The organism is Hydrocarboniphaga sp. (assembly GCF_028291725.1).
GTDB lineage: Bacteria > Pseudomonadota > Gammaproteobacteria > Nevskiales > Nevskiaceae > Hydrocarboniphaga.
Genome location: NZ_JAQGNT010000007.1, coordinates 92628 through 119252, shown reverse-complemented (window position 1 = coordinate 119252; position 26625 = coordinate 92628). Strand labels below are relative to the sequence as shown.

The 26625-nt window shown below is 65.9% G+C and carries 27 protein-coding genes; 23 read left to right on the top strand and 4 right to left on the bottom strand.

Features of this window, described 5'->3' with window-relative positions:
- The first annotated feature begins 44 nt into the window (after positions 1-44).
- From JWQ90_RS02065 to JWQ90_RS02055, 3 genes are read left to right on the top strand one after another with little or no spacing between them, the layout of a single operon-like run.
- Positions 45-275, top strand: a complete 231-nt coding sequence (locus JWQ90_RS02065; RefSeq protein WP_299688608.1) for a DUF2970 domain-containing protein — start codon at positions 45-47, stop codon at positions 273-275.
- Positions 272-985 (top strand): c-type cytochrome, encoded by a 714-nt coding sequence (locus tag JWQ90_RS02060; RefSeq protein ID WP_299688607.1) that lies wholly within the window; start codon positions 272-274, stop codon positions 983-985. The genes JWQ90_RS02065 and JWQ90_RS02060 overlap by 4 nt, the downstream gene beginning before the upstream one ends.
- Complete coding sequence (locus JWQ90_RS02055; protein ID WP_299688605.1) at positions 982-2277, top strand: cytochrome c; 1296 nt, start codon at positions 982-984, stop codon at positions 2275-2277. The genes JWQ90_RS02060 and JWQ90_RS02055 overlap by 4 nt, the downstream gene beginning before the upstream one ends.
- A 181-nt stretch (positions 2278-2458) precedes the next feature.
- On the opposite strand, the gene JWQ90_RS02050 is transcribed toward JWQ90_RS02055, so the two are convergent.
- Positions 2459-3244 (bottom strand): thioesterase family protein, encoded by a 786-nt coding sequence (locus JWQ90_RS02050; RefSeq protein ID WP_299688602.1) that lies wholly within the window; start codon positions 3242-3244, stop codon positions 2459-2461.
- A 213-nt stretch (positions 3245-3457) separates the two neighbouring features.
- Here JWQ90_RS02050 and JWQ90_RS02045 point away from each other — a divergent pair, with 213 nt between their 5' ends.
- From JWQ90_RS02045 to JWQ90_RS02035, 3 genes are all read left to right on the top strand, one after another.
- On the top strand, positions 3458-4666 hold the full coding sequence (locus tag JWQ90_RS02045) for an acetylornithine/succinyldiaminopimelate transaminase (RefSeq protein WP_299688599.1): 1209 nt from the start codon (positions 3458-3460) through the stop codon (positions 4664-4666).
- A 308-nt stretch (positions 4667-4974) separates the two neighbouring features.
- Positions 4975-7851 carry an EAL domain-containing protein gene (locus tag JWQ90_RS02040; RefSeq protein WP_299688596.1) on the top strand — a complete coding sequence of 959 codons (2877 nt, stop codon included), beginning with the start codon at positions 4975-4977 and terminating at the stop codon, positions 7849-7851.
- 56 nt (positions 7852-7907) lie between these two features.
- Positions 7908-8915, top strand: a complete 1008-nt coding sequence (locus JWQ90_RS02035) for an SPOR domain-containing protein (protein WP_299688593.1) — start codon at positions 7908-7910, stop codon at positions 8913-8915.
- 98 nt (positions 8916-9013) lie between these two features.
- Here the strand turns inward: JWQ90_RS02035 and JWQ90_RS02030 are convergent, their stop codons facing one another.
- Entirely contained in the window at positions 9014-9937 is a 924-nt protein-coding gene (locus JWQ90_RS02030) for a hypothetical protein (RefSeq protein ID WP_299688589.1), read from the bottom strand.
- 286 nt (positions 9938-10223) lie between these two features.
- Here JWQ90_RS02030 and JWQ90_RS02025 point away from each other — a divergent pair, with 286 nt between their 5' ends.
- The 8 genes from JWQ90_RS02025 (at position 10224) to JWQ90_RS01990 (ending at position 15312) form a co-directional block, all read left to right on the top strand.
- Positions 10224-10367, top strand: coding sequence for a DUF1674 domain-containing protein (locus tag JWQ90_RS02025; protein WP_366919412.1), 144 nt, complete (start codon positions 10224-10226; stop codon positions 10365-10367).
- Between the two features lie 96 nt (positions 10368-10463).
- A complete protein-coding gene (gene sdhC / locus JWQ90_RS02020; RefSeq protein WP_299688583.1) occupies positions 10464-10877 on the top strand; it encodes a succinate dehydrogenase, cytochrome b556 subunit in 414 nt (137 codons plus the stop codon).
- Positions 10878-10897: 20 nt separating this feature from the next.
- Positions 10898-11275, top strand: a complete 378-nt coding sequence (gene sdhD, locus JWQ90_RS02015) for a succinate dehydrogenase, hydrophobic membrane anchor protein (RefSeq protein WP_299688580.1) — start codon at positions 10898-10900, stop codon at positions 11273-11275.
- Positions 11276-11308: 33 nt separating this feature from the next.
- Positions 11309-13126 (top strand): succinate dehydrogenase flavoprotein subunit, encoded by a 1818-nt coding sequence (sdhA, locus tag JWQ90_RS02010; protein WP_299688577.1) that lies wholly within the window; start codon positions 11309-11311, stop codon positions 13124-13126.
- A gap of 10 nt (positions 13127-13136) precedes the next feature.
- Positions 13137-13685, top strand: a complete 549-nt coding sequence (locus tag JWQ90_RS02005) for a DUF2939 domain-containing protein (protein WP_299688574.1) — start codon at positions 13137-13139, stop codon at positions 13683-13685.
- Positions 13686-13715: 30 nt separating this feature from the next.
- A complete protein-coding gene (locus tag JWQ90_RS02000; RefSeq protein WP_299688571.1) occupies positions 13716-14501 on the top strand; it encodes a succinate dehydrogenase iron-sulfur subunit in 786 nt (261 codons plus the stop codon).
- 108 nt (positions 14502-14609) lie between these two features.
- On the top strand, positions 14610-14855 hold the full coding sequence (locus JWQ90_RS01995; RefSeq protein ID WP_299688568.1) for a succinate dehydrogenase assembly factor 2: 246 nt from the start codon (positions 14610-14612) through the stop codon (positions 14853-14855).
- Positions 14824-15312, top strand: coding sequence for a protein YgfX (locus JWQ90_RS01990; protein WP_299688565.1), 489 nt, complete (start codon positions 14824-14826; stop codon positions 15310-15312). The genes JWQ90_RS01995 and JWQ90_RS01990 overlap by 32 nt, the downstream gene beginning before the upstream one ends.
- A gap of 47 nt (positions 15313-15359) precedes the next feature.
- Here the strand turns inward: JWQ90_RS01990 and JWQ90_RS01985 are convergent, their stop codons facing one another.
- Positions 15360-16271: a TIGR01777 family oxidoreductase gene (locus tag JWQ90_RS01985; RefSeq protein WP_299688562.1), complete on the bottom strand. Its 912-nt coding sequence runs from the start codon at positions 16269-16271 to the stop codon at positions 15360-15362.
- A 3-nt stretch (positions 16272-16274) separates the two neighbouring features.
- Positions 16275-17945, bottom strand: coding sequence for an L-aspartate oxidase (gene nadB / locus JWQ90_RS01980; RefSeq protein WP_299688559.1), 1671 nt, complete (start codon positions 17943-17945; stop codon positions 16275-16277).
- Between the two features lie 99 nt (positions 17946-18044).
- On the opposite strand from nadB, the gene rpoE reads away from it, so the two are divergent.
- The 9 genes from rpoE (at position 18045) to era (ending at position 26614) form a co-directional block, all read left to right on the top strand.
- A complete protein-coding gene (gene rpoE, locus JWQ90_RS01975) occupies positions 18045-18617 on the top strand; it encodes an RNA polymerase sigma factor RpoE (RefSeq protein ID WP_299688556.1) in 573 nt (190 codons plus the stop codon).
- 156 nt (positions 18618-18773) lie between these two features.
- On the top strand, positions 18774-19409 hold the full coding sequence (locus JWQ90_RS01970) for a sigma-E factor negative regulatory protein (protein ID WP_299688553.1): 636 nt from the start codon (positions 18774-18776) through the stop codon (positions 19407-19409).
- A gap of 381 nt (positions 19410-19790) precedes the next feature.
- Positions 19791-21353: a Do family serine endopeptidase gene (locus JWQ90_RS01965; protein WP_299688550.1), complete on the top strand. Its 1563-nt coding sequence runs from the start codon at positions 19791-19793 to the stop codon at positions 21351-21353.
- Between the two features lie 2 nt (positions 21354-21355).
- Positions 21356-21604 carry a glutaredoxin family protein gene (locus JWQ90_RS01960; RefSeq protein ID WP_299688548.1) on the top strand — a complete coding sequence of 83 codons (249 nt, stop codon included), beginning with the start codon at positions 21356-21358 and terminating at the stop codon, positions 21602-21604.
- A 149-nt stretch (positions 21605-21753) separates the two neighbouring features.
- Complete coding sequence (gene lepA / locus JWQ90_RS01955) at positions 21754-23568, top strand: translation elongation factor 4 (RefSeq protein WP_299688545.1); 1815 nt, start codon at positions 21754-21756, stop codon at positions 23566-23568.
- 38 nt (positions 23569-23606) lie between these two features.
- Positions 23607-24440, top strand: a complete 834-nt coding sequence (gene lepB, locus JWQ90_RS01950) for a signal peptidase I (RefSeq protein ID WP_299688542.1) — start codon at positions 23607-23609, stop codon at positions 24438-24440.
- A 5-nt stretch (positions 24441-24445) separates the two neighbouring features.
- Positions 24446-24829 (top strand): DUF4845 domain-containing protein, encoded by a 384-nt coding sequence (locus JWQ90_RS01945; RefSeq protein WP_299688539.1) that lies wholly within the window; start codon positions 24446-24448, stop codon positions 24827-24829.
- 12 nt (positions 24830-24841) lie between these two features.
- Entirely contained in the window at positions 24842-25525 is a 684-nt protein-coding gene (rnc, locus tag JWQ90_RS01940; protein ID WP_299688536.1) for a ribonuclease III, read from the top strand.
- Between the two features lie 204 nt (positions 25526-25729).
- Positions 25730-26614, top strand: a complete 885-nt coding sequence (era, locus tag JWQ90_RS01935) for a GTPase Era (RefSeq protein ID WP_299688533.1) — start codon at positions 25730-25732, stop codon at positions 26612-26614.
- Positions 26615-26625: the final 11 nt, after the last annotated feature.

Below are 26625 nucleotides of genomic sequence, written 5' to 3'. Positions count from 1 at the left end.
CGAGCCTTCCATCACCTTGTCGAGTACCAGGTCGCAGGCCGCGCATGACTCCCCACGATAAAGACCCCAAGCCACCGCGCATCAGCTTCTGGCAGACCGTGTCCAGCGTGCTCGCCGCGTTTTTCGGTGTGCAGAGTTCCAAGGCGAGAAAGCGTGATTTCTCCAGCGGCAATCCGCTGGCATTCGTCGTCGTCGCGCTGCTGATGACCGGCCTGTTCGTGCTGTTGCTGCTGGCGATCGTGCGCGTGATCATGCACTTCGCGGTGGCAGCATGAAGCGCATGATCCTGTTCGCCGCGATGCTTGCACTGGGCGCCGACGTATCGGCGCAGCCGGTGCCGCCTGCGCTCGACAGCATCCAGCAGCGGGTGCTGCCTTGCGCGGCCTGCCACGGTGCCGAAGGCCGCGCGGCACGCGACGGCTATTACCCGCGCATCGCCGGCAAACCGGCCGGCTATCTCTACAACCAGCTGCTGAATTTCCGCGACAACCGCCGCGTCAACGCGCAGATGACGTACCTGGTGCAGCGCCAGAGTGACGATTACCTGATGGAGATCGCCCGGCATTTCTCCGGGCAGGACCTGCCATATCCGCCGCCGAAACCGCCGCGCGCGGCGCCGACTATCCTCGAGCGCGGTATGAAGCTCGCGCGGCTCGGCGACGCGGCCCATGGGCTGCCGGCCTGCCAGTCCTGCCACGGCGAGCGGCTCAGCGGCGTCGCGCCCGCGGTGCCGGGCTTGCTCGGCCTGCCCTACGACTACATCGCCGCGCAGCTCGGCTCCTGGCGCGAACATATCCGTCGCGCGCAGGCACCGGATTGCATGGCGCAGATCGCCGAGCGCCTCAGCCCCGAGGACGTCGCTGCTGTCGCCGCCTGGCTGGCCGCGCAGCCGATGCCGGCTGATACGCACCCGGCGACGGCGTTCGCGGCACCGCCGCCGCTAGCATGCGGCGGCCTGATGCCGGCCGTTGAGCGAGCCTCATGATCAGGAAAGCCATCTTCGGCCTGGTCATGATCGTAGTGGGGATCGCCGCGCTGGCGGCCGGCGCGGTGCTGTGGCTGGGCCTGCGTCACGATCATGCGGTCGCCGGCACCAGTCCAGTGGTGATGACCGCGCAAGATCCGGTCGAGCGTGGGCGCTACCTGGCGCAGCTCGGTGACTGCCGCGCCTGTCATACCGCGCAGGGCAGCGCCGACTACGCCGGTGGCCGCGCGATCCCGACGCCCTTCGGCCGCTTCTATTCACCGAACATCACGCCCGACAATGAGACCGGAATCGGCCGCTGGAGCGCGGAGGATTTCTGGAACGCGCTGCACGAAGGCCGCGCGCGCGACGGCAAGCTGCTGTATCCGGTGTTTCCGTATACCAACTACACGCGGATGACGCGCGACGACAGCGACGCGATCTATGCCTACCTGCGCAGCGTACCGGCCGTGCATCAGGCCTCGCGCCGCCACGATCTGAGTTTTCCGTACTCATGGCGCGTGATGCTCGTGGGCTGGCGTGCGCTGTTCTTCCGCGCCGCGGTGTTCCAGCCCGAAAGCGGGCAGAGCACCGAGTGGAATCGCGGTGCCTACCTGGTGCAGGGCCTGGCGCATTGCAGTGCCTGCCACGAAGCGCGCAACGCGCTCGGCGGCGTGCAAACGCGCAACAATCCAGCCGGGGGCCTGGTGCTCGACTGGTATGCGCCGGTGCTCAGCGCGGCCGGCGAAGCCGGTGTGCAGGACTGGGCGGCGCAGGACATCGTCGATCTGCTGGCCAGCGGCAAGTCAGCGCGCGGCTCGGCGATGGGTCCGATGGCCGAAGTGGTTTACGAAAGCCTGCAGCACGGCAGCACCGCGGACATCCGGGCGATGGCGACGTACCTGAAGTCGTTGCCGCTCACCGCCCGCCCGGAACCGGAAACCCTGCCCCATGTGCTCGCCAGTGATTGGCCGAAAGTCAAAGCGAGCGGCGCGTCGATCTATACCCGGCACTGCGCGCAGTGCCATGGCGACAACGGCGAGGGCCGGTTTCCGGCGGCACCGGCCCTGGCCGGCAATCGGGCGCTGACGATGGACTCGGCGGTGAACCCGATCCGCATCGTGCTATTCGGCGGCTACACACCCGGCACGCCGGGCAACCCGCGGCCCTTCGGCATGCCGCCGTTCTCGGCTGCGCTGAGCAAGCAGGAAATCGCCGACGTGCTGAGCTATGTGCGCCAGTCCTGGGGCAACGACGCGCGGCCGCTGACCGCGGTCGAGGTCGAGCGCAATTCGGGTGGGCCGCTGTGGTGAGGGTTTTGTGCGGTCCGTCCCGCGATACGTCTCGGCTTGCGGGACTACTCGGGAGGAACGGGGTGTGGTTCTCGGTTTGATGGTGGTCATTCCGCGATCATGGCCAGGGACGACTCATCACTCTCCGTTCGTCCCGAGTAGCGGCGCAGCCGCGTATCGAGGGAGGGACGCAAGCGCGCCCTCAGCCAAACACCACCATGTTCTGCCGGCTCAGCATCGCTGGCGAGCCGTCGGGAGCCCAGATCATCGCGGTCTGGCTGGTGTAGCCGTCCGCGGCGCTGAGGACTTCGGCGTCGACGCGCCAGCCCTGCAGCGGCAGGTGATCGTAGCGCTCGGCCAGCAACTCCAGCATCCAGGTCATCGAGCTGGCCGGCGCCGGTTTCTTCAGCAGCGTGATCGCCAGCGGCGGGATCGCGTCGGCGAGGCTCGGCAGATGCAGTTCGCTCATCGTGCCGGCCTGCTTGAAGCTAACTTCGATCACCGCTTCGGCGCGAGCCGCGCCAGTGAAGGGCAGGTTGCCGCGCAGCCAGCGCATGTCGAAGTGCTGCAGGAATGCCGGCGTGATGCCCGGGATGAACGGCAGCACCAACGGCTTCCTGTCGAAGATGACCGCGGCCTGCTCGGGGCGGATCTTGATGCTCGACTCGCGCGTCACGCCGAAGATGCCGATCACCACGCACAGCGTCTGCTCGCCGTCGTACAGGCGTGCCTCGACATGCGTCGCGTTCTTGCCGGCGCGCAGCAGCCTGGCCTGCACCCGAAGCTGCCCGGCCGGCACCGGCGCCAGAAACGTCACCTGCAGCACGCGCAGCGGCTGGTCGGCGACCAGGGCGCGCATCGCCTTCACCGCGAAGCTGGCCTGCAGGCCGCCGAAAGCGCTGCGGCCCTGCAGCCAGTCGTCGCTGACGGTCGCGGTCCAGCCGTCGCCGTCGGGCTGCTGCAGCTGCATCAGTTCTTCGAAAACCATGTGGACTCCGTGGGGTCTGCGAAAACGCTGCCGGAATCTAGGCCACCCGGCGTCGGCATGGATTGGCCCGCGTGACAGCGCTTGTTACTATAGACGGGCATCAAAACGATCAATGGCCCGCGGCGCGGGCCATTCGTATTTTGACTGCCCAGGCAGTAAAGGCCCGGCGCATCCTTCTGCGCCATGCGGTAGCCGCTATCCGAGGTATTCACAATGCAGGTCACTCGCAAGACCTTCGACGAGGTCATGGTCCCCAATTACGCGCCGTCCGACATCATCCCGGTGCGTGGACTCGGCTCGCGAATCTGGGATCAGCAGGGCCGCGAATACCTGGATTTCGCCTGCGGTATCGCGGTCACCGGCCTCGGCCACTGCCACCCGAAGCTGGTCGCTGCGCTGACCGATCAGGCCGGCAAGCTCTGGCATCTGTCGAACGTGATGACCAACGAGCCGGCGCTGAAGCTGGCGAGCAAGCTGGTCGAGCTGACGTTTGCCGACCGCGTGTTCTTCTGCAACTCCGGCGCCGAGGCCAATGAGGCTGCGTTCAAGCTGGCGCGCAAGCATGCGGCGATCAAGTATGGAGCGCACAAGAACCAGATCATCTCGTTCTTCAACGCCTTCCACGGCCGCACCTTGTTCACCGTCAGTGTCGGCGGCCAGGCCAAGTACACGCAGGGCTTCGAGCCGCTGCCGGGCGGTATCACCCATCTGCCGTTCAACGATCTGGCGGCGCTGGAAGCCGCGGTCGGCGAGCAGACCTGCGCGGTGGTGCTGGAGCCGATCCAGGGCGAGGGCGGCATCCTGCCGGCGACGCCGGAGTTCCTGGCGCTGGCGCGCAAGCTTTGCGACCGCGTCGGTGCGCTGCTGATCTTCGACGAAGTGCAGACCGGCAATGGCCGCTCGGGCACGCTGTACGCGTATCAGCAGATGGGCGTGACGCCCGACGTGCTGACTACTGCCAAGGGCCTGGGCGGTGGTTTCCCGATCGGCGCGATGCTGGCGACCCAGGAGGCCGCAGCGAGCCTGGCGTTTGGTACGCACGGCTCGACCTACGGCGGCAACGCGTTGGCCTGCGCGGTCGCGCTCGCGGCGCTGGAAGAAGTGTCCAGCCCGGCGATCCTGCAGAACGTCGCGGCGCGCTCGGCGCAGCTGCGTGAAAGCCTGGGCAAACTCGCCAGTGAATACCGCATCACCACCGGCAGCCGCGGCATCGGCCTGCTGATCGGCGTGCCGCTGGCGGACGCCTGGAAAGGCCGCGCCAAGGACATCGTCAACGCGGCGATGCGCCATGGCCTGTGGACCCTGGTGGCCGGCCCCGACGTGCTGCGGCTGGCGCCGCCGCTGAACATCAGCGAGGCCGACGTGGCCGAGGGCCTGCGCCGCCTGGAACTGGCGCTGGCGGATCTGGCCAAAGCAGCCTAGCGCGGCCCCGTTGGAACTGTAGGAGCGGTCCTTGACCGCGATTGTGCCGGTGCAGTCTCAATCGCGGACAAGGTCCGCTCCTACAGTTCCGCGAATCGGGCGCCTGTGCTGATCGATCACGGTGTTGCCGGGATCTTGTTTTGTGGCTGCATGGTTCCCGTAGATCAGACCGCCGTTGCTAGCGCGGCCTAGCAGTCATCAGTCATCCCGGCTTGCCGGTGTGGCTGATTCGTACCCGATCGAGGGTGCGATCGATGGCGGCTGCTAGCATGGCCGGCAGGTTTGCTCCGACCCCCACCGGACCCCGAATGACCGATCACGACATCGCCGCCGCTGACGAGGGCCTGACGCTCGCCGCGTATGGCAGCGTGGTCGAGTCGCTGCGCGCGGTGTCCGGCCTGCGGCTCGACGACTATCGTCGCGCCAGCGTGCTGCGCCATCTGCAATCGCGGATGCGCGCGCTGCAGATCGAGGACCTCGACGGCTACGTCGCCTGCCTGATCCACGATCGCCACGAGTGCGAATCGCTGGCGCGTGAAATCCTCGAGTCGAACACCGTGCTGTTCCGCGATCCGGAGGCGTACGCGGGCCTGGCGCGGATGCTGCCCTATCTGCTCGATGTTTCGCCGGCACCGCGGATCTGGGTGCCTTGCTGCGCCAGCGGCGGCGATGTTTATTCGATCGCGATGCTGCTGGCCGAGGCGCAGGCGGCGCTGGAGGCACCGGAAAGCTTCGAGATTCTCGGCACCGACATCGATGCGCAGATGCTCGCCGCCGCCGGCAGTGGCGGTTTCAGCGCCAGCGATGCGCAGCAGGTGCCGGCGCATCTGCGCGAGCGCTACCTGAGCTTTGTCGACGGCGAATGCCGGGTGATTCCGCGGCTGGCGGCGCGCTGCGAATTCCGGCTCCGCGACGTGACCAGGGAGTTGCCGGTCGGCGGCTTCGATCTGGTCGATTGCCGCAACCTGATCGGGTCGCTGCAACTGCCGGTGCAGCGCAGCGCGCTGGAGCATTTCCGTGCGGCGCTGCGGCCCGGCGGCCTGTTGCTGGTCGGCCGCGGCGAGCTGATGGCCGCGCATGTCGATTTGTTCAGGCGCGTTGCTCCGCTGCCCGGCCTCTACCAGCGCGTCGAGCCGCAGGCCAGGCCCAGCGATCCGCCGTCCGAGGCGTATCGCACGGCACTGCTGAGTTCGACCACACCGGGCGCAGTGCTCGACGCCCAGGGGGGGCTGATCGAGATCAACCCGACGCTGCTGCGCCTGAGCGGACGCCCCGCTCCGGAACTGCTCGGCCAATCCGGCGCGGTGTTGCTGCAGGCAGCCGATGAAACCGCATTCGATGAGACGATCGCCCTGCTCGCCGATGGTCAGAAGCACGAGATCGCCGTGCCGCTGCGTACACCGACCGCGCTGCTGCCGGCGCGGCTGATGCTGAGCCGCTGGCAGTCCGGCGAGGCCGCCTTCGTGCTCGCCGAATGGCGGCTCGAGGCCTTGCCGGCGGATAACCTGGCCGCGCAGGCGGCGACGCTGCTCGCCGCGAGCCTGCGGCTGATGAGCGAGAGCCTGATCGTCACCGACACCCACGGCCGCATCGTCGAGTTCAATCGCAGTGCCGAGCGGCTGACCGGCTGGCCGCGCGCGCAGGCGATCGGTCTGGGGCACGAGAGCGTGCTGCGCCTGATCGGCGCGGCCGGAGCGGTCGAGACCAGCCCGGTATCGCTGTGCCTGCGCGATCCCAATGCGATCCGGCGCGGCGAGGAGCATCAGCTGCTCAGCCGCGACGGCCGCCGTCTGCGCGTGCGTCTGAGCTATTCGCCGCTGATCGGCGATGGCGAGATCAGCGGTGTGATCCTGATGCTGGAAGACACCACCGAACAGACGCTGCTCGCCGACGAGCTCGAGTACCGCAGCTCGCACGATGCGCTGACCGGCCTGTTCAATCGCGGCGAGTTCGAGCGCCGCGTGTCGGCGGCGCTCACCGAAGCGCGCGCCGGCGCCGCGCCGCAGATGCTGTGCTACATCGACGTCGACCAGTTCAAGGTGATCAACGACACCCTCGGCCACTATGCCGGCGACGAGCTGCTGCGTGATCTGGCGACGCTGCTGCGAGCGCATCTGCGCCCGGACGATGCGCTCGCGCGGCTCGGCGGCGACGAGTACGGCGTACTGTTGAAGGATCTCGAAGGCGAGGCCGGGCGTGCGCTGGTCGAGACGCTGCTGGCCGCAGTACGCGGCTTCCGCTTCCAGTGGGAAGCCAAGACCTACGCGATCACGGTCAGCATCGGCGTCGTCGAAATCGACCGCCGCAGCGGCGACATCGTCAGCACGCTCGCCGACGCCGACGCCGCCTGTTACGCGGCCAAGGACGGCGGCCGTGATCGCGCGCGCTGGGTGTCCGACGGCCACGATGAAATCCGTGCGCGGCATGCCGAGATGACGATGGTCGGGCGCATCGGCAAGGCGCTGGACGAGGGCCTGTTCCTGCTGTTCTACGAGGACGTGGTTGCGACCACCGCGACCACCCAGGTGTGCTACCGCGAGCTGCTGGTGCGGATGCGCGGCGACGACGGCCGGCTGGTGCAGCCGGGCGGCTTCATCGCCGCCGCCGAGCGCTACTACCTGATGGCCGCGCTAGACCGCTGGGTGCTCAGCACTGCGTTCGCCGGTATCGCCAGTTTGCCGGCCGACGGCATCATTTACGCGGTCAACGTCTCCGGCATGTCGCTGTCGGACGATCAGTTCCTGAACTACGTGGTCCGCGCGATCGAGCGCACCGGCGTCGCTCCGGAACGCATCTGCTTCGAGATCACCGAGACTTCCGCGATCTCGCATTTGTCCGAGGCGGTGCGTTTCATCAGCCACCTGGCCGAGCTCGGTTGCCGCTTCGCGCTCGACGATTTCGGCGCCGGCATGGCCTCGTTCTCGTACTTGAAAAATCTGCCGGTGCAGTTCGTCAAGATCGACGGCAGCTTCGTCCGCAACATGCAGGGCAGCACCGTGGATCGAGGCATGGTCGAGGCGATCAACCGCATCGGCCACGACATGGGTCTGTGCACGATCGCCGAGCATGTCGAGGATGCCAGCGCGCTGCAGATGCTCGCCGCGATCGGCGTCGACTGGGTGCAGGGCACGGTGATCGGCGAGGGCCGGCCGTTCGACGAGCTGCTGGCCCACGCCAACTCCTGAGTCCGTTCAGTGGTCGAGCCTCTACACTGTTGGCGTCCCAGGCTATCGCCGATCGCATGAAACGTTTTGCTGAACCCGCTCTGTTGACGATGCTGATCGCGCTGCTGCCTGCAGTCGCGGGCGCGCAGATGCTGCGGCTGGACAGCCAGCAGGGCAGTGTCGAACTGACACGCGGCAAGGAGCATCCGCTGCTGAAGGCCGATACCGCGATCCTGGCCGACGACGTGATCAAGGTCGGCGCCGATTCGTCCCTGTCGCTGCATCTGGGGCGTCACGGCATTCTTGAGATGGGGCCGGGCAGCGAACTCGAAGTCGAGCGCCTGCCGTTCGCCAGCTATGCCGACGATCTGCGCACGGTGCTGCGGCTGCGCCGCGGTTTTCTGCGCGTGATCTGGAAGCAGCCGCCGCTCGACATCAGCTGGCCGCTGTTCGTCTACATGGACAGCGACCGTGCCAGCCTGGCGACCGGCGAGTATTTCTTCGAGCTCGGTACCGAGATCAACGCGATCTGCGTGGCCGAAGGCGAACTCGCCCTGGCCGGCGGCGGCCGCGACGATGCGCAGCTGCTGCAGGCCGACACCTGCTATCGACTGGTCGCCGGCATTCCGCCGCAGCCGCGCGATCAGCAGCCGGACGACTGGATCGCGGTGCGCGAACATCTCGCGCTGGATCGCGGCATGTGGGGGGCGCCGAAAGCCGCAGCGCCGGCGGTCGTGGCCGCTGCTGCGCCGAAAGTGGACAAGGCAGCCAAACCGGCACCGACGACGCCCAATCCGGCAGAAAAGCCCGCCGTGGTTCGTGCGCCGCCGCCTGAAACCGCTGTCGCCCGCGCTGGCGCCTGGACCTTGAACCTGGCCTCGTTCCCCGACCAGGCCTCAGCCGACAAGGAACTGGCGCGGCTGAAGAAGGCCGGGTTCCCCGGCGTCGTGCAGCCGGCAGACGTCAAGGGTCGCAACTGGTACCGCGTGCAGATCCAGGGCCTGGCCAGCAAAGAGGAAGCGCAGGGCATGAGCGGGCAGCTGAAGGCCGCCGGCTTCATGCAGGCCTGGATCATGAAGCCGTAAACCGCGGCGTAGGTTGGGGTGAGCGCAGCGATCCCCAACAGTCGTCCGCGCTGATGTTGGGGATCGCTGCGCTCACCCCAACCTACGACCGCCCCGGATCAGTACTCGTAGCTCTGCGGCACACTCAACGCGGTATCGCCGACCCGCAGTGTCGCCGATTGCGACTGGCTGATCTGCAGCACCACCGCCGCCGCGAAGCCCGCGCCGTCCGCCGCCGACAGCGCCACTTCGCCAACCGCCTGGCCTTCTCCGCCGTCGTGCACCGCCGTGCCCGGCTCCGGCGGCGCACCGGTGCCGCGGCACAGGAACATGCGCCGCTTCAGCTGGCCGAGGTAATGCAGCCGCGCGACGATTTCCTGGCCGGTGTAGCAGCCCTTGTCGAAACTGATGCCGCCGAGGCGGTCGAGATTCGCCATCTGTGCGACGAAGTGGTCCTGGGTCTGCGGCAGCACCGTGGTGACGCCGGCGATCACATCGTCCAGCCGCCAGGCATCCGCGCCCAGGCGTTCGGCCGTGGCCCAGACCCTGAGCAAGGCGTCGAGCCGCTCACGTGGGGCCTGCAGCGTGTAGCGGGGCAGAACGCCGAAACGGCGCAGCACGCGCACACCGTCGGCCTCGGCCGCCTCCATCGGCTGCTGCGGCGCGGGCAGGCCGGCCGCCGCCAGGGCGGCGTCCGCGCCGCCGCCGCGCAAACCGAGCAGCGCGTCCGGGGATGGCGCGATTTTCAGCTTGGAGCGCAGTACGAACATGCGCAACCGTTTGGTGATCGCCTCGGCCAGACCCCGAGGCAACTCGATATCGACGGCATCGTTGCCGGCGCGGCTCAAAGTCATCGCCGCCAGCATCCGGCCCTTGGGGCTGCTGTAGCTGCTGATCTGCGCGCACGCTGGCGTCAGTTTGCGCAAATCATTGCCGAGCTGGCCCTGCAGGAAGGCGTCGACATCGGCGCCTTGGGCGCGCAGCAGCGCCCACTCGGGCGCGAGATCGACCAGGCTGTAGCGGGAAAGCAGGGTGCCAGACATGGATGATTACTTTTCCTGGGCGGTTTGATCGGGAAAGGCGATGGGTGCCCGGGTGCCACCGCATTGCCTTGGATTGCTTAACTTTGTCACACTATGTCGGTTGCGCTATCCAAGAACGCAATTCAAGAACGTATTTCAGACCGTCCACAACTTGTCCAGCTCCGTCGATCCTTCGGTTCAGCAGTCCCAAACGGCAAGTCCGGTAGCGGAGACGATCGTGCGTTTCGATCCCAGAGCCCAGGCTGTGCCGGCCCGGCCTGCGGAGCGCGTTGCAAAACCGGTGGCAGTGACCGGTTGGGAGCCGCCGAAGTCGGTTCCCAGTTTGCACGACGGCATCGAGGCCGTTCGCGAGATAGGCGGTCGCAAAGACGGGACCGAGCCCACGCGTTACGGCGACTGGGAAAAGAACGGGCGCTGCATCGATTTCTAAGCATCGGCATCAACGACAATTCAGTTTGGAAGTGGCAGCACCTGCGCGCGACAGCGCGTGGCTGCTTTCACGTCCCGGACCTCAAAGGGAGTCGGAATGAGCACGAACAAGGCGGTCGCCAGCAAGGCGACGAATCGACCGCTGTCACCTTTCATGATCGGGCCCTTCTACAAGCCCCAGCTGACGTCGATGCTGTCGATCACGCATCGTCTCACCGGCCTTGTGGTCACGCTCGGCTCGCTGTTCATCGCCGGCTGGCTGATCTCGCTGGCCGCCGGGCCGTATTGGTACGAAGGCTACGCCCACCACATGCTCGCCTGGTACGGCCAGGTGCTGCTGTTCCTGTGGAGCTGGTGCACGCTGTTCCATCTGTGCAATGGCGTTCGTCACCTGGGATGGGATGTGGGCTTCGGCCTGGATCTAAAGACCGCGTATCTGACGGGCTATTCCGTGGTGATCGTGTCGGCGGTGCTGACCATCGCCGTGTGGATTCTGGCCTACGCCGCCTGATTGCCCCGGAGCAATAGACAATGAGCTTACGTTCCCCGCTTTCCCGCGCCCGCGGCCTCGGCAGCGCCAAGTCCGGCGTGCATCACTTCTGGGTGCAGCGCCTGACCGCGCTGGCGCTGATCCCGCTGACCCTGTGGTTCGTGTTCTCGGTCGCGCGTCTCGCTGGCGGCAGCTACGAAGCCACCTATCTGTGGGTGCATTACCCGCCGTTCGCGGTGACGCTGGTGCTGTTCCTGGCGATCGCGTTCTGGCACGCGGCGCTGGGTGTGCAAACCGTGATCGAAGACTACGTCGGCCACGAAGGCTGGAAGCTGACGATGCTGGTCGCCGTCAAATTCGGCCTCGCGATCCTCGGCGTCGCCTGCATCTTCGCCGTGCTCAAGGTCGCGCTGTCCTAAAGCGCACCTGAATAAAAAATCCAGAGACAGACCATGGCTCAACCCGACATTCAATTCCCGAAGTCCCGTCCCGGTTACGAAATCATCCATCACGAATACGACGTGGTGGTGGTGGGCGCCGGCGGTGCCGGCCTGCGCGCCACGCTCGGCCTTGCCGAAGTCGGCCTGAAGACGGCCAACATCACCAAGGTGTTCCCGACGCGTTCGCACACGGTGGCGGCGCAGGGCGGCATTTCCGCCGCGCTCGGCAACATGGGCCAGGACGACTGGCGCTGGCACATGTACGACACCGTCAAGGGTTCCGACTGGCTCGGCGATCAGGACGCCATTCAGTACATGTGCCGTGAAGCGATCCCGGCGATCATCGAACTCGAGCATTACGGCTTGCCGTTCTCGCGCACGCTGGAAGGCAAGATCTACCAGCGTCCGTTCGGCGGCATGACCACGCATTGGGGCGAAGGCACCGCGCAGCGCACCTGCGCCGCCGCCGACCGCACTGGCCACGCGATGCTGCATACGCTGTATCAGCAGAGCCTCAAGGCGCAGGCACAGTTCTATATCGAATACTTCGCGCTCGACCTGATCATGGAAAAGGGCGAGTGCAAGGGCGTGATGGCCTGGGACATGGCCACCGGCCAGCTGCACCGCTTCCGCGCGCAGAGCGTGATTCTCGCCACCGGCGGCTACGGCCGCGCGTATTTCTCGGCGACTTCGGCGCACACCTGCACCGGCGACGGCAATGCGATGGCGCTGCGCGCCGGCGTACCGCTGCAGGACATGGAGTTCGTGCAGTTCCACCCGACCGGTATCTACGGCTCGGGCTGTTTGATCACCGAAGGCGCGCGCGGAGAAGGCGGTTATCTGACCAACTCCAAGGGCGAGCGCTTCATGGAGCGCTATGCGCCGAACCGCAAGGATCTGGCCTCGCGCGACGTGGTGTCGCGTTCGATGACGGTCGAGATCCGCGAAGGCCGCGGCGTTGGCCCGGAGGCCGACCACATCCATCTGCATCTGGAGCATCTGGGCCCGGAAGTGCTGCATGCGCGTCTGCCCGGCATCTCCGAGACGGCGAAGATTTTTGCCGGCGTCGACGTCACCAAGGAGCCGATCCCGGTGCTGCCGACGGTGCACTACAACATGGGCGGCATCCCGACCAACTTCTATGGCGAAGTGGTCACGCTGCGCGACGGCAATCCGGACAGCGTGATTCCGGGCCTGATGGCGGTCGGCGAAGCCGCCTGCGTGTCGGTGCATGGCGCCAATCGTCTCGGCAGCAACTCGCTGCTCGACCTGGTGGTGTTCGGCCGCGCCGCGGCGCACCGCGCCGCCACCGTGGTCAAGAAGGGCGCGCCGCACAGCACGATTGGAAGCAGTTCCGAAGACATGTGCCTGGACCGTCTCGACAAGCTGCGCAATGCCAAGGGCAGCCGCAAGACCGCCGACATCCGCCTCGAAATGCAGAAGACCATGCAGACCCATGCGGCGGTGTTCCGCACGCAGGAGTCGATGGACGAAGGCCTGGTCAAGCTCAAGCAGACCATAGTCTCGTTCAACGACGTACAGGTTTCGGATCGCTCGCTGATCTGGAACAGCGATCTGGTCGAGACGCTGGAGCTCGACAACCTGCTCGGCCAGGCCCTGGTTACGCTGTCCTCGGCTGCGGCACGGCATGAATCGCGCGGTGCCCATGCGCACGAAGATCATCCGGATCGCGACGACGTCAACTGGTTCAAGCACAGCCTGGCCTGGCGTACCGGCGAAACGGAAGTGAAGCTCGACGGCCGCCCGGTACACATGAACACGCTGGACGACGAGATGCAGGTCGTGCCGCCGCAGAAGCGCGTTTACTAGGCACGCGCCGATGAATGCCGCGTCGCGCAAATGGCTGTTGGTTCTGCTGGTGACGGTTTTTACCGTCGTCGCCTGCAGCAGCATCGCGCCGCTGCGCACGCTGAAGAAACTGCGCGATGCGCTGCAGGCGAGGGATGAGACCACGGTCGCCGCGCTGGTCGACTTCTCCCGCGTCAAGGCGAGTTCGCAGCTGCGCACCGAGGCCCGGCTCAAGCAGGCGAATGAAGGGCGGCCGCTGGGCGGCCTGCGCGCCGCGATCGCCGACCGCTTTGCCGATCGCGTGATCGACAAGATCGCGACGCCGCGGGGCCTGATCGGCATGGTCTGCGACGGCTCGCTCAAAGCCCCGCCGTCACCGCCGCCGCCCTGCGCGCTGAAAGGCGAGGTCAGCGATCACCACGCCGAATCCGACAGCCGTTATGTCGCCACGCTGGCGCTGCCCGACGGCAAGAAAATCACGCTGACGGTCGAGCAGCAGCCCGATTCGGCGTGGCGCGTGGTCGATATCGAGATGTCCCCCGAATCTTTTGAACAACTGCGTCAGTCCATCACGGACTGACGCGCAAAAGTCTCAAGAAGGAAGCCGAAAATGGTTCAGTTGACGCTACCCAAGAACTCGACGATCGACAAAAAGGCCGGCAAGAAATTCGCCGCGCCTGCGGGCGCCAAGAACGTCCGCAGCTTCAAGATCTATCGCTACGATCCGGACACCGGCGCGAACCCGCGCATCGACACCTACGATCTGGACATGGACGCCTGCGGCCCGATGGTCCTGGACGCGCTGATCAAGATCAAGAACGAGATCGACCCGACCTTGACCTTCCGCCGCTCCTGCCGCGAAGGCATCTGCGGCTCCTGCGCGATGAACATCGACGGCACCAATACGCTGGCCTGCACCAAGGGCTGCGAAGAGGTCAAAGGCGACGTCAAGATCTACCCGCTGCCGCACATGCCGGTGGTCAAGGATCTGGTGCCGGACCTGACGCATTTCTACGCGCAGCTGGCCTCGGTCGAGCCCTGGCTCAAAACCGACAGCCCCGCACCGACGCGCGAGCGACTGCAGAGCGAGGAGGATCGCGCCAAGCTCGACGGTCTCTACGAATGCATCCTCTGCGCCTGCTGCAGTACCTCCTGCCCGAGCTACTGGTGGAACGGTGATCGCTACCTCGGCCCGGCGGTGCTGCTGCAGGCCTACCGCTGGATCGCCGACTCGCGCGACGAGGCCACCGGCGACCGTCTCGACGCGCTGGAAGATCCGTTCAAGCTGTACCGCTGCCATACGATCATGAACTGCACCAAGACCTGCCCCAAGGGTCTGAATCCGGCAGAGGCGATCGCCAAGACCAAGAGGTTGTTGGTCGAGCGGCAAGGCTAAGCCTGTAGCGCGTAGGTTGGGGTGAGCGCAGCGAACCCCAACGTGTGTCCGCGCCGATGTTGGGGTTCGCTGCGCTCACCCCAACCTACGCTCTCAGCCACTACCGCCGTGACGACTCCCACCGAAAACCCGCGCCTGCGCTGGCTGCTCCGCCGCGGCATGAAAGAGCTGGACGTCGTCGTCACGCGCTACTACGAGCGCCATTTCGCCACTGCCAGCGAAACCGAGCGCGCCGCCTTCGTTAGCCTGATCGAGACCGCCGAAGACCCGGATATCTGGGCCTGGGTGATGGACTACCAGGCCGTGCCCGCGGAGTACGCCGATGTCGTCGAGCGGCTTCGACTCTACGCTTGACCTGAGGCTTGCGCCTTCGCAGCGGGCATTGCGCTGGCTGTACGCGATCCATTTCGTTCCGCTGGTATTGATTGCGTTCGCGATGCGGCCGGGTCCCGGGATGATCGTGATCGCAGCGGCGTTCGGCATCTCCTGGTTCCGGCTGCGCCGACATCGCGCTTTTGGTTTCGGCCCGCGTGCGCTGGTGCGTGTGCTCTGGCAGCCGGAGAGCGGCTGGCGCGTCTGGCAAAACAACGGCGCCGAGGCACCGGCCAGCCTGCAATCCCATAGCTACGTGCAGACCCGCCTGCTGGTGCTGAACTTCCGCTACACCGGCGGTGGCGCCGCGGGACGGCGCAATAGCCGCGTACTGCTCGGCGATGAATTGCCGGAGGACTCGCTGCGTCGCCTGCGCGCCTTGTTGCTGTCGACCGACACAAACGCGGCCGGTGCATCGCCGCCGGACGCATCCACTTAGGGTGGATGTTCGTAAACCATAGCGCGCAATCCGGGGTTTCACCCGGGCTAGGGGTTGATGATCGCGGCAAGTGCCTTGCGCAAATCCGGGTACCTGAACGCGTATCCAGCCTTCAGCGCCAATACCGGCAGCGCGCGCTGGCTGATCAGGAACAGCGCCGACATTTCGCCTGTCAACTTCAGTGCCGGCCTTGGTACTCGCAGCCACAACGGTCGATGCATCTCATCGGCAATCGCTCGCATCAATGCTCGCTGTGTCACCGGCTCGGGTGCCACGGCATTCAGAGGTCCGCTGATCGTGGGATGGTCCAGCAGATGCAGGATGATGCCGACTTCGTCGTCGAGATGAATCCACGGCTGCCATTGGCGGCCGTCGCCCAGCACGGCGCCCATGCCGAAGCGGCTCGACAGCAGCAACGGCGGCAGCAGGCCGCCGTTGCGACCGAACACCAGGCCGGTGCGCAAAAGGCAGACCCGTACGCCGAGCCTGCTTGCACGGAGCGCCTCGGCTTCCCACAGCACGCACAACTCGGACATGAACTCCGTGGTCGGCTCGTCATGCTCGGCCAGCGCGTGGTCGCCGCGATCGCCGTAGTAGCCCACCGCCGACCCGCTGACCAACACGTCCGGCTTCTTCTGTAGGCGCGCGATCAAGGCGACGACAGCGGCTGTGGTGTTTACGCGGCTGTCGATGAAGCGCTGCTTGCGTTGCGGGCTCCAGAGTCCGCCCGCGAGCGGTTCGCCGGCCAGGTTCACTACCGCGTCGATCACGCGCGTCGCGTCGAGAGCGTCGAGGCTATCGACGATTTCGATATTCGCGCCGAGTTTTGCTCGCGCCCTTATCGCATCGCGCGCCAGCGCAACGACCTGGTCGCCCCGAGCGAGCAGCGCGGGGATCAGCGAGCCGGCGATGAAGCCGGTCGCGCCGGTGACCAGGATGGTCCGCGGCGCGCTGTCCATGGTCTACCGTGCTCCGATGCCGAGCACGCGGCCCGGCAGGATCGTCGGCACGGCCTGGGCCAGGGTCTGCGGATAATCCAGCGTGTAATGCAGGCCGCGCGACTCGTGCCGCGCCAGCGCCGAGCGCACGATCAGATCGGCGCAGGCGGCTAGATTGCGCAACTCGATCAGGTGATGATCGACACGGTAATTGCCGTAGAAATCCTGGATTTCCTGCTGCAGCAGCGTGATGCGATTCAGTGCGCGCACCAGGCGCTTGGTGGTGCGCACGATGCCGACGTAGTCCCACATGAAGGTGCGTAGTTCGAGCCAGTTGTGCGACACAACAACGTCTTCGTCCGAGTGCGAAACCCGCGATTCGTCCCAGGGCCGCAGCTCCTGCATCGGTGGCATCACCAGCAGCGAGTCGGCGATGTTGTCGGCGACCGCTTCGCCGAACACCAGGCATTCGAGGATCGAATTCGAGGCCAGGCGATTGGCGCCATGCAAGCCGGTGCAGGCGGTTTCGCCGGCGGCATACAGGCCCTCGACGTCGGTGCGCCCGGCCAGATCGGTGAGCACGCCGCCGCAGGTGAAATGGGCCGCCGGCACCACCGGGATCGGCTGTCGGGTGATGTCCAGCCCGAGTGCGGCGCAGTGCGCGTGGATGCTCGGAAAATGCTCCTCGATGAAGCTTGCATCCTTGTGGCTGATGTCCAGGTGCACGTGCGACAGACCGAGGCGCTTCATTTCATGGTCGATCGCACGGGCAACGACGTCGCGCGGCGCCAGTTCTTCGCGCGCGTCGAAGCGCGGCATGAAGCGTTCGCCGGTGGTCGGCAGACGCAGCACTGCGCCTTCGCCGCGCAGCGCCTCGCTGATCAGGAACGAGCGCGCGCCCTGCGCCGGCACGCTGCTGCCGCCGTTGCCGCCGCTGTTGGTCAGGCCGCTGTTGGTCAGACCCGGGTTGTACAGGATCGTCGGATGGAACTGCATGAATTCCATGTTGGCGATGCGGCAACCCGCGCGCCAGGCCATGGCGATGCCGTCGCCGGAGGCGCCGAAGGGATTGCTCGAGTACAGGTAAACCTGATTCGCGCCTCCACTGGCCAGCACCACGCACTGCGCCGGTACCGCATCGACGCGCTTGGTCCTGCGGTCGTACAGATACGCGCCGATCACGCGCTTGCGCTGCTCGTCGAGAATCAGGTCCAGCGATATGGTGCGCTCGCGGACCTGGATCAGCGGATTGGCCGCGGCCAGGCCGGCGAGGGTGGTCTCCACCGCGTGGCCGGTCGAGTCGGCCGCGTGGACCACGCGGCGGTGGCTGTGGCCGCCTTCGCGGGTCAGGTGGAGCTTGCCGTCGGCACCGCTTTCGCGGGTGAAGTCGACGCCGGACTCCTGCAGCCAGCGCACCACGCCGGGGCCGCGCTCGACGGTGAAGCGCACCGCCTCGTCCTGGCACAGGCCGGCACCGGCGACCAGCGTGTCGCGCACATGGGCTTCCAGCGAGTCGTTCTCGTCGAACACTGCGGAGATGCCGCCCTGGGCCCACAGCGTGGCACCCGATTCGAGCTGGGCCTTGGAGACCACGGTGCTGGCGATCCCATGCCGCGCCAGCTTCAGCGCGCAGGTCAGGCCTGCCGCTCCGCTGCCGATGATCAGTACTTTCGGGGATGCCGCGGGTCCACTCATGGTCTGGATTCGTTAGACTAGTGTGCTGGCCGCCCGGGGCGCGCGGTCTCCAAATCTTATTTTAGCGTTATAGACAAGGCGAAGGCCGCGCGGCCGCGCATGAGCGAAGAACTAGTAGACGAACAGTTGGTCGAGCGCGCCCAGGCAGGCGACAAGCGCGCCTTCGAACTGCTGGTCCGTAAATACCAATACAAGATCATCCAACTGGTCAGCCGCCTGGTCGGCGACGCGGACGCGCCCGACGTTGCCCAGGAAACCTTCATCAAGGCGTATCGCGCCCTGAACGGTTTCCGTGGCCAGAGCGCGTTCTACACCTGGCTGTACCGCATCGGCATCAACACCGCGAAGAACTACATCGTCGCCCGTGGCCGCCGGCCGTCGAACCAGGACATCGACGTCAACGACGCCGAGCAGTACGGCCATACCGAGCAGCTGTCGGATTCGGACACGCCCGAATCCCTGCTGCTGTCCGACGAGCTCAAGCGCAAGGTCGGCGAGACCATCGCCAAGCTGCCGCCGGATCTGCGCCAGGCGATCACGCTGCGCGAGCTCGACGGCCTGTCCTATGAGGAGATCGCCGAAGTCATGAACTGCCCGATCGGCACGGTGCGCTCGCGGATCTTCCGTGCGCGTGAGGCGATCGACGCGGTGGTCCAGCCTTTGCTGGGTTGATGCTGGGCTGAAAAACAGGCCGGGCACGGGGTAAAGTTTGGCCACACGGTGCCAGTACAATTTGTAACAAGTCGGAACTAAGCTCCGTAAAAGTGGTTTAGCCTGTATCCACGCTTAATCGCGAACCGTCGTACGAGTCCCACAGGTCCCGAACCCATGTCGCAAGAATCTCTGTCTGCTCTGGTTGATGGCGAATGCAGCGATGCCGAGCTGGATCGGCTGCTGGCTTCTTTGGATCAGGACACCGATCTGGCGCGGCGCTGGAGCCGTTGGCACCTGCGCCGCGATATCGCCGAAGGCATCGGCTACCTGGCCGGGCAGCCTTGCATCTGCGCCGACGTGATGGCCGCGCTCGAAGAGCCCAAGAAAAGCGGCCGCGTGGTCGACCTGGTGGCCTTCCGCCGCCGTATCGTCGCGCTGCCGTGGAAGCCGGCTGTCGGCTTCGCCGCTGCCGCTTCCATGGGGGCTGCCGCGGTGCTGTTCCTGGCACCTCAGCAGCATGGCAACGAGTTCCGCGGTGGGTCCGGCGATAGCGAAGGCAACAGCGTCCGCGTCAGCAACCCGCTGGGCAATACGCTGAGCCTGCCGGGCACGCGTGCGATGGGGCGCCTGCAGTCGGTGTCCCTGAGCGGCGGCGACAACTCCGGGTCCACTTTCGCCGACGAAGAATACGCGGCGCTGCTGCGCGACTATGTCGCCAGCCGCAACAACGCCGCCTATGCCGATGCCAGCGGCCAGCGTTACGCCCGCTTCGACTCCTCCGCGGCGGCGGACGCCGCACCGCGCCAGTAAGGCCCTGCTGCAATCCTCGATCTGCCGCGGTTGTCGACGCCGTGGCTGATGCGGGATGGGTGGATCGCGGTCAAGGACCGCTCCTACGGGAATGTTGCGCACCCCTGGTTACGCGACCGTAGGAGCGGACCTTGTCCGCGATTGAGGGCGGTAGGCTGGGTTGAACGTAGCGAAACCCAGCTTGGCGCTCGTATGGCAGCTCTGCCGCTGGGTTTCGCTACGCTTCAACCCAGCCTACGGCAGCTTAATAAGGGCCATTCGCTTCTGAGCCCCTACCCCGGCCCGCGTTTTTGGGTCGGCGGGTTTCTTTCGTGGCCGACTCCCCTAGAATGGCGCGACATTTTGCGTTCGCCCCAAGCCGGATCCGGGAGTTTGATCCCCATGATTGAAGTTGCACGCCTGTCGCGGAGGTCGATGACCGCGACGGTCGCGTCGATGTTGCTACTCTTCGCGGTCTCCGGCTGCTCCAGGCCATCCTCGACCGGCGGTTATCCTGATTTTGCCGATCTGGTCGAACGTGCCAGTCCCTCGGTCGTCAATATCAGCACGGTCAGCGCCGCGCGTATGCCCGATCCGCTAGCGCCCGGCAGTGGCGAGACTCCGGACGGCCTGCAAAATGCGCCGGAATGGTTCCGCCGCTTCCTGGAACAGAACGGCAATCAGGGCAGCGCACCCGGCGTACCGGACAACTCCACCGACGCCGATCCGGGTGACGCGCCCGGCGACAGCCAGCAGGATGAAGGCGAGGCCGCACCCGGCGCGCCGCAACCGCTGGGCTCGGGCTTCATCCTGTGGGAAGACGGCTACATCCTGACCAATTACCACGTCGTGCAGGACGCCAAGGAAGTGATCGTGCGCCTGCTCGACCGGCGCCAGTTCACTGCCCAGGTGGTCGGCTCCGACGAGCGTGCCGATCTTGCGCTGTTGAAGATCGACGCCAAGGGCCTGCCGGCGGTCAAGCTCGGCGACTACGCCAAGCTGCGCCCGGGCCAGTGGGTGCTGGCGATCGGCTCGCCGTTCGGCTTTGATTACTCGGTGACCGCGGGCATCGTCTCGGCCAAGGGCCGCAACCTGATTTCCGAGCAGTACGTGCCGTTCGTGCAGACCGATGTCGCGATCAACCCGGGCAATTCCGGCGGCCCGCTGTTCAATCTCGAAGGCGAGGTGGTCGGCGTCAATTCGCAGATCTACTCCCAGTCCGGCGGTTATCAGGGCGTGTCGTTCTCGATCCCGATCGACGTCGCCGCCAAGGTCGCGCGCCAGCTCAAGGAGCACGGCCGCGTCACTCGCGGCTGGCTCGGTGTCGTGGTGCAGGAAGTCGATCGCAACCTCGCCCAGACTTTCGGCATGGAGCGCCCGGTCGGCGCCCTGGTCGCGCGCGTGATGCCGGGCAGCCCGGCCGAAAGCGCCGGCATCAAGGCCGGCGACGTGATTCTGAGTTTCAACGGCGAAGAGCTGCAGGTGTCGGCAGCGCTGCCGCCAATGGTCGGCAATGCCGATCCGGGTTCGATCGTGCCGCTGGTGATGCAGCGCGACGGCAAGCAGGTGACGATCAAGGTCGAAGTCGGCCAACTCGACAACCAGGACCGCGAAGTCGCCGACGGCAGCCAGGTTCAGGTGCCGCCGGCGACCAGGCCGGCGCCCGGTGCTCCATCCTTGGGCCTGACCGTCAGCGAGATTCCGGACGAGATGCGCCGCCACGCGCACCTGGTCGGGGCCGGTGTGGTGGTCGAGAGCGTCGCCGCGGGTGCGGCTCAGCAGGCCGGCATCCGCCGCGGTGACATCCTGCAGTCGATTGCCGGCCAGGAGGTCGGTACGCCGCAGCGCCTGGCCGAGATCGTCAGCCTGCTGACGCCGGGCGTGACCGTGCCGGTGCTGATCAACCGCGGTGGCGCGCCGTCGTTCCTGCCGCTCGAGGTTCCGGCGGCCGCGGTCCCTCGCTGAGCGTGGGTCTATTGCTGCTGAGCCGGCCCGGCTGCCATCTGTGCGAGCAGATGGCGATGGAGCTGCTGACCGCGTATCCGCAACTGGCCGGGCAGGTCGCCGAGGCCGATGTCGACAGCCGCGAGGACTGGCAGCGGCGATACGGGCTCAAGATCCCGGTGCTGCTGGATACCGGCGACGGCGGCGTGGTGTGCGCAACGGTGTTCGACTCCGCAGCGGTCGCGGACTGGGTCCGGGACCGCAACCTGTAGGTCGGCAATCCCTTGCCGACGTGTGGCCCGCATTGCGCATCGGACCTTACACGTCGGCAAGGGATTGCCGACCTACCCGGTATACTGAACACCATCATCTTGTCTTCATGTTCCGCTGTCCTTCGGGAGCGGGCACTCCCTAGCGGTCTATGAAACAGTCGAACATCCGCAACTTCTGCATCATCGCGCACATCGATCACGGCAAATCGACGCTGGCCGACCGCTTCATCCAGATCTGCGGCGGCCTGGAGCTGCGCGAGATGCAGGCGCAGGTGCTCGACAACAATCCGATCGAGCGCGAGCGCGGCATCACCATCAAGGCCCAGGCGGTGTCGCTGGAATACCAGGCCAAAGACGGCGAGACCTACCAGCTCAACCTGATCGACACGCCCGGCCATGTCGATTTCAGTTATGAGGTCAGCCGCTCGCTGGCGAGCTGCGAAGGCGCACTGCTGGTAGTCGATGCCAGCCAGGGTGTCGAGGCGCAGTCGGTGGCCAACTGCTACACCGCGCTGGAGCTGAACCTCGACGTGCTGCCGGTGCTGAACAAGGTCGACCTGCACAACGCCGAGCCCGAGCGCGTCGCCAAGGAGATCGAGGACGTCATCGGCATCCCGGCGCACGACGCGCTGCGCATCTCGGCCAAGACCGGCCTGAACGTGCCGGACGTGCTCGAGGCGGTGATTCACACGCTGCCGCCGCCCAAGGGCGACCCGAATGCTCCGCTGCAGGCGCTGATCGTCGACTCCTGGTTCGACAATTATCTGGGCGTGGTGTCGCTGGTGCGCGTCATCAACGGCCGCATCCGCAAGGGTCAAAAGATGCGGGTGATGTCGACCGGCAAGGATTACGAAGTCGGCTCGCTCGGCGTGCACACACCCAAGCGCCTGTTCAAGGAGGCACTGGAAACCGGCGAAGTCGGCTTCCTGATCGCCGGCATCAAGGACATTTTCGGCGCGCCGGTGGGCGACACGCTGACCGATCCGGCGCGGCCCTGCGAGCAGGCCCTGCCGGGCTTCGCGAAGGTGCAGCCGCGCGTGTTCGCCGGCATGTTCCCGATCGACGCCGACGACTTCGAAGACTTCCGCGAATCGCTGTCCAAGCTGCGCCTGAATGACTCGGCGCTGCAGTACGAACCGGAGAATTCGACCGCGCTGGGCTTCGGCTTCCGCGTCGGCTTCCTTGGCATGCTGCACATGGAGATCGTGCAGGAGCGCCTGGAGCGCGAGTACGACATCAGCATGATCACCACCGCGCCGTCGGTAGTCTACGAGATCCTCGGCAGCGACGGCGAGTTGCGCAAGATCGACAACCCGGCCGAGCTGCCCGAGGGCAGCGAGTTCTCCGACATCCGCGAGCCGATCATCAATTGCCGCGTGCTGATGCCGCAGGACTATGTCGGCCCGGTGATGCAGTTGTGCATGGAGAAGCGCGGCGTGCAGCGTAACCTCAAATACTTCGGCAACCAGGTGCAGCTCGAAGTCGAGATGCCGATGGGCGAGGTGGTGCTCGATTTCTTCGACCGGTTGAAGAGCGTCAGCCGCGGCTATGCCTCGTTCGAATACGAATTCCTGCGCTTCCAGCCGGCACCGCTGGTCAAGCTCGACGTGCTGGTCAACGGCGACCCGGTCGACGCGCTGGCCACGATCGTGCATCGCGACGCCGCCTATGCGCGCGGGCGGGATTTGTGCGAGCGTATGCAGGAGCTGATACCCCGGCAGATGTTCGACGTCGCGATCCAGGCCGCCATCGGCGCCAAGATCATTGCCCGTTCCACGGTCAAGGCCTTGCGCAAGAACGTGCTGGCCAAGTGCTACGGCGGCGATATCAGCCGTAAAAAGAAGCTGCTCGAGAAGCAGAAAGAAGGCAAGAAGCGCATGAAGCAGGTCGGCGCCGTGGAGATCCCACAGGAGGCCTTCCTGGCGGTGCTCGGGGTCGAGCGCAAGAGCAGCAAGGCCGATTAGATTAGTTGTCGTAGTTCGACGGGAGGCGGGGCAACACGATGTCCGACGTACATTTTGATTTTGCGGTGCTGTTGACGGTTCTCACTTTCGTCACCGGCCTGGGCTGGTTGATCGACAAACTATGGCTGGCCGGGCGCCGCCGCGCGCTGATCGGCGGCGACGACAAGCCGGGCTGGATCATCGATTTCTGCCGCTCGTTCTTCCCGGTGATCTTCGCGGTGCTGGTGCTGCGCTCGTTCGTCGCCGAGCCGTTCCGGATTCCGTCGGAGTCGATGCTGCCGACGCTGATCAAGGGCGATTTCATCCTGGTCAACAAGTTTACCTACGGCCTGCGCGACCCGGTGTTTCATTACCGGTTCTTCGGTGACGGCGGCCCCAAGCGCGGCGACGTGGTGGTGTTCCGCTGGCCGCGCGATCCCTCGACCGACTTCATCAAGCGCATCGTCGGCGTGCCCGGCGATCACCTGGTCTACAAGGACAAGACGCTGTACGTGAACGGCGAGGTCGCCAAGCTCGACGCCGACGGCGTCTACGCGGCCTCGGGCTCCTCGTCCGACGTGCGTTACCGGCTGCTCGAGAACCTCGGCGGAGTCGAGCACCATATCCTCACCGATCCGAACCGCCCGAGCGACGGCCTGTGCGGCCCCGGCAGTTCCGGCGCCAACGAGGCGCTGTGCTCGGGTGGTGAACTGGTGCTGCCGCCCGGCCAGTACTTCGGCATGGGCGACAACCGCGATGGCAGTTTCGACAGCCGCGGCTGGGGCACGATCCCGGAGAAGAACCTGGTCGGCCGCGCGTTCTTCATCTGGATGAGCTGGGACGCGCAGAGCAAGCGCCCGTTCTTCTCGCGCATCGGCACGCCGATCCACTGATCCGCATGCGATCCCCACGCAAACAGGCTGGCCTCACGCTGATCAGCATGCTGTTCCTGTTCGGCCTGATCGCTTTTTTTGCGACGCTGGTGATCAAGTGCCTGCCGCTGTACCTGAACCAGATGAAGATTGCACGGGCGCTCGACGGCGTGTCTGAAGATCCGGAGGTCAGCGCGTCGGATGCCGCGAATATCCGCATGCATCTGCAGCGCCGCTGGATCATCGAGAGCATCGACACGGTCAAGCCCGAAGACGTGAAGATCCGTCGCAACGACGCCGGCCGCGCGATGGTCTACGACTACGAGGCGCGCGCGCATCTGTTCTACAACATCGACATCGTCGTGCACTTTGTCGGCGACGTCCCGTTGCGCACCGCGGTCAACGACTGACGATCCGGCTTGATGACGTCCAGACTCGTCAACCATCTCTGTGCGGCACTCGGCTACGAATTCAAGGATCCGACGCTGCTGAGCCAGGCGCTGACGCACCGATCGCATGCGAGCGTCAACAATGAGCGCCTCGAATTTCTCGGCGACGGCCTGATCAATTTCATCGTCGGCGAGAGTCTCTATCGCCTGCGTCCGTCGGCGGAAGAAGGCGCGCTGTCGCGGCTGCGCGCGAGCCTGGTGCGCGAGGAGTCGCTGGCGCTGCTCGCGCGCGACCTGAAGCTCGGCGAGGCGATCAAGTTCGGCGAAGGCGAGCTCAAGAGCGGCGGCTGGCGGCGTGACTCGATCCTGGCCGATGCGTTCGAGGCGATCGTCGGCGCGATCTATCTGGACGGCGGTTTCGAGGCCGCACGCAATGTCTGCCTGCGCCGCTTCGACGAGCTGCTGAAGCAGCTGCCCGATCCTGAGACATTGAAAGACCCGAAGACGCGGCTGCAGGAATGGCTGCAGGCGCGCGGCCGGCCGCTGCCGGTCTACGAAGTGCTGTCGGAATCCGGCCCGCCGCACCGCCGCCAGTTCGTCGTGCGCAGCCGCCTGGTCGACGCCGAGCTGACCACCGAGGCCTTCTCCAACAACCGCCGCGGCGCCGAGCAGAAGGCCGCGGAACTGCTGCTGCAGCGCCTGATCGCGACCGCGTAATCGCACCCCGTAGGTCGGCAATCCTTTGCCGACGTGAGGCCTACGTTGCGCATCGACGGTACTCATGTAGGTTGGGGTGAGCGCAGCGAACCCCAACATCGGGTCGCTCGGCGCCGGGAATGTTGGGGTTCGCAAGCTCACCCCAACCTACGAGGTGGCTACCTCCGCGCTACAATCCCGCTTTGAACTTGCGTCCCATAGCTTATGCAAAGCGGCATCGTCACCATCATCGGCCGGCCCAACGTCGGCAAAAGCTCGATCCTGAATGCGCTGATCGGGCGCAAGGTCAGCATCGTCTCGCACAAGCCGCAGACCACGCGCCATCGCATCCAGGGCGTGCTGCACCACGAACGCGGCCAGATCGTATTCGTCGACACGCCCGGCCTGCATCGCGGCGAGAAGAAGGCGCTGAACAAACTGATGAACCAGGCCGCGACCGGCTCGATCCACGACGTCGACCTGGTGCTGTTCGTGGTCGAGGCCGGTGGCTTCCGTGACGAAGACCAGGCCGTGATCGAGAAGCTCAAGGACGTGAGCGGCCCGGTTGCACTGCTGGTCAACAAGATCGACCAGATGAAGACTCGCGAACAGCTGCTGCCCGAGCTCGCCAAGCTCAGCGCGCTGCGCGATTTCGCCTTCGTGATGCCGGTGTCCGCGACCAAGGGCAGCAACCTCGACGCGCTGGTCGCCGAGATCTTCACGCGCCTACCGGAAGGCCCGGAGCTGTATCCGCCCGACATGGTCACCGGCTACGACCACGGCTTCGAGGCCAGCGAGCTGATCCGCGAAAAACTGACGCGCGGCCTGCACCAGGAGCTGCCGTATTCGCTGACCGTGTCGATCGACAGCTACGAGCGCGAAGGCCGGCTGCGCCGGATCAACGCCACGATCTGGGTAGAGCGTGAAGGCCAGAAGTCGATCGTGATTGGCGAAGAGGGCGCGAACCTCAAAAGAGTCGGCACTTCCGCGCGCCGCGAGCTCGAACAGATCACCGGCGACAAGGTGTTTTTGAAGCTCTGGTGCAAGGTCAAGGAAAACTGGAGCGACGACATCAAGGCGCTGCGCCAGCTCGGCTTCGACGCCGAGTAAGCCCTCAATAA

What these genes read in the sequence shown, in the direction of transcription:
- JWQ90_RS02065 (WP_299688608.1), top strand. Translation starts at nt 45, where the DNA reads ATGACTCCCCACGATAAAGACCCCAAGCCACCGCGCATCAGCTTCTGG.
- JWQ90_RS02060 (WP_299688607.1), top strand. Translation starts at nt 272, where the DNA reads ATGAAGCGCATGATCCTGTTCGCCGCGATGCTTGCACTGGGCGCCGAC.
- JWQ90_RS02055 (WP_299688605.1), top strand. Translation starts at nt 982, where the DNA reads ATGATCAGGAAAGCCATCTTCGGCCTGGTCATGATCGTAGTGGGGATC.
- JWQ90_RS02050 (WP_299688602.1), bottom strand. Translation starts at nt 3,244, where the DNA reads ATGGTTTTCGAAGAACTGATGCAGCTGCAGCAGCCCGACGGCGACGGC.
- JWQ90_RS02045 (WP_299688599.1), top strand. Translation starts at nt 3,458, where the DNA reads ATGCAGGTCACTCGCAAGACCTTCGACGAGGTCATGGTCCCCAATTAC.
- JWQ90_RS02040 (WP_299688596.1), top strand. Translation starts at nt 4,975, where the DNA reads ATGACCGATCACGACATCGCCGCCGCTGACGAGGGCCTGACGCTCGCC.
- JWQ90_RS02035 (WP_299688593.1), top strand. Translation starts at nt 7,908, where the DNA reads ATGAAACGTTTTGCTGAACCCGCTCTGTTGACGATGCTGATCGCGCTG.
- JWQ90_RS02030 (WP_299688589.1), bottom strand. Translation starts at nt 9,937, where the DNA reads ATGTCTGGCACCCTGCTTTCCCGCTACAGCCTGGTCGATCTCGCGCCC.
- sdhC (WP_299688583.1), top strand. Translation starts at nt 10,464, where the DNA reads ATGAGCACGAACAAGGCGGTCGCCAGCAAGGCGACGAATCGACCGCTG.
- sdhD (WP_299688580.1), top strand. Translation starts at nt 10,898, where the DNA reads ATGAGCTTACGTTCCCCGCTTTCCCGCGCCCGCGGCCTCGGCAGCGCC.
- sdhA (WP_299688577.1), top strand. Translation starts at nt 11,309, where the DNA reads ATGGCTCAACCCGACATTCAATTCCCGAAGTCCCGTCCCGGTTACGAA.
- JWQ90_RS02005 (WP_299688574.1), top strand. Translation starts at nt 13,137, where the DNA reads ATGAATGCCGCGTCGCGCAAATGGCTGTTGGTTCTGCTGGTGACGGTT.
- JWQ90_RS02000 (WP_299688571.1), top strand. Translation starts at nt 13,716, where the DNA reads ATGGTTCAGTTGACGCTACCCAAGAACTCGACGATCGACAAAAAGGCC.
- JWQ90_RS01990 (WP_299688565.1), top strand. Translation starts at nt 14,824, where the DNA reads ATGTCGTCGAGCGGCTTCGACTCTACGCTTGACCTGAGGCTTGCGCCT.
- JWQ90_RS01985 (WP_299688562.1), bottom strand. Translation starts at nt 16,271, where the DNA reads ATGGACAGCGCGCCGCGGACCATCCTGGTCACCGGCGCGACCGGCTTC.
- nadB (WP_299688559.1), bottom strand. Translation starts at nt 17,945, where the DNA reads ATGAGTGGACCCGCGGCATCCCCGAAAGTACTGATCATCGGCAGCGGA.
- rpoE (WP_299688556.1), top strand. Translation starts at nt 18,045, where the DNA reads ATGAGCGAAGAACTAGTAGACGAACAGTTGGTCGAGCGCGCCCAGGCA.
- JWQ90_RS01970 (WP_299688553.1), top strand. Translation starts at nt 18,774, where the DNA reads ATGTCGCAAGAATCTCTGTCTGCTCTGGTTGATGGCGAATGCAGCGAT.
- JWQ90_RS01965 (WP_299688550.1), top strand. Translation starts at nt 19,791, where the DNA reads ATGATTGAAGTTGCACGCCTGTCGCGGAGGTCGATGACCGCGACGGTC.
- lepA (WP_299688545.1), top strand. Translation starts at nt 21,754, where the DNA reads ATGAAACAGTCGAACATCCGCAACTTCTGCATCATCGCGCACATCGAT.
- lepB (WP_299688542.1), top strand. Translation starts at nt 23,607, where the DNA reads ATGTCCGACGTACATTTTGATTTTGCGGTGCTGTTGACGGTTCTCACT.
- JWQ90_RS01945 (WP_299688539.1), top strand. Translation starts at nt 24,446, where the DNA reads ATGCGATCCCCACGCAAACAGGCTGGCCTCACGCTGATCAGCATGCTG.
- rnc (WP_299688536.1), top strand. Translation starts at nt 24,842, where the DNA reads ATGACGTCCAGACTCGTCAACCATCTCTGTGCGGCACTCGGCTACGAA.
- era (WP_299688533.1), top strand. Translation starts at nt 25,730, where the DNA reads ATGCAAAGCGGCATCGTCACCATCATCGGCCGGCCCAACGTCGGCAAA.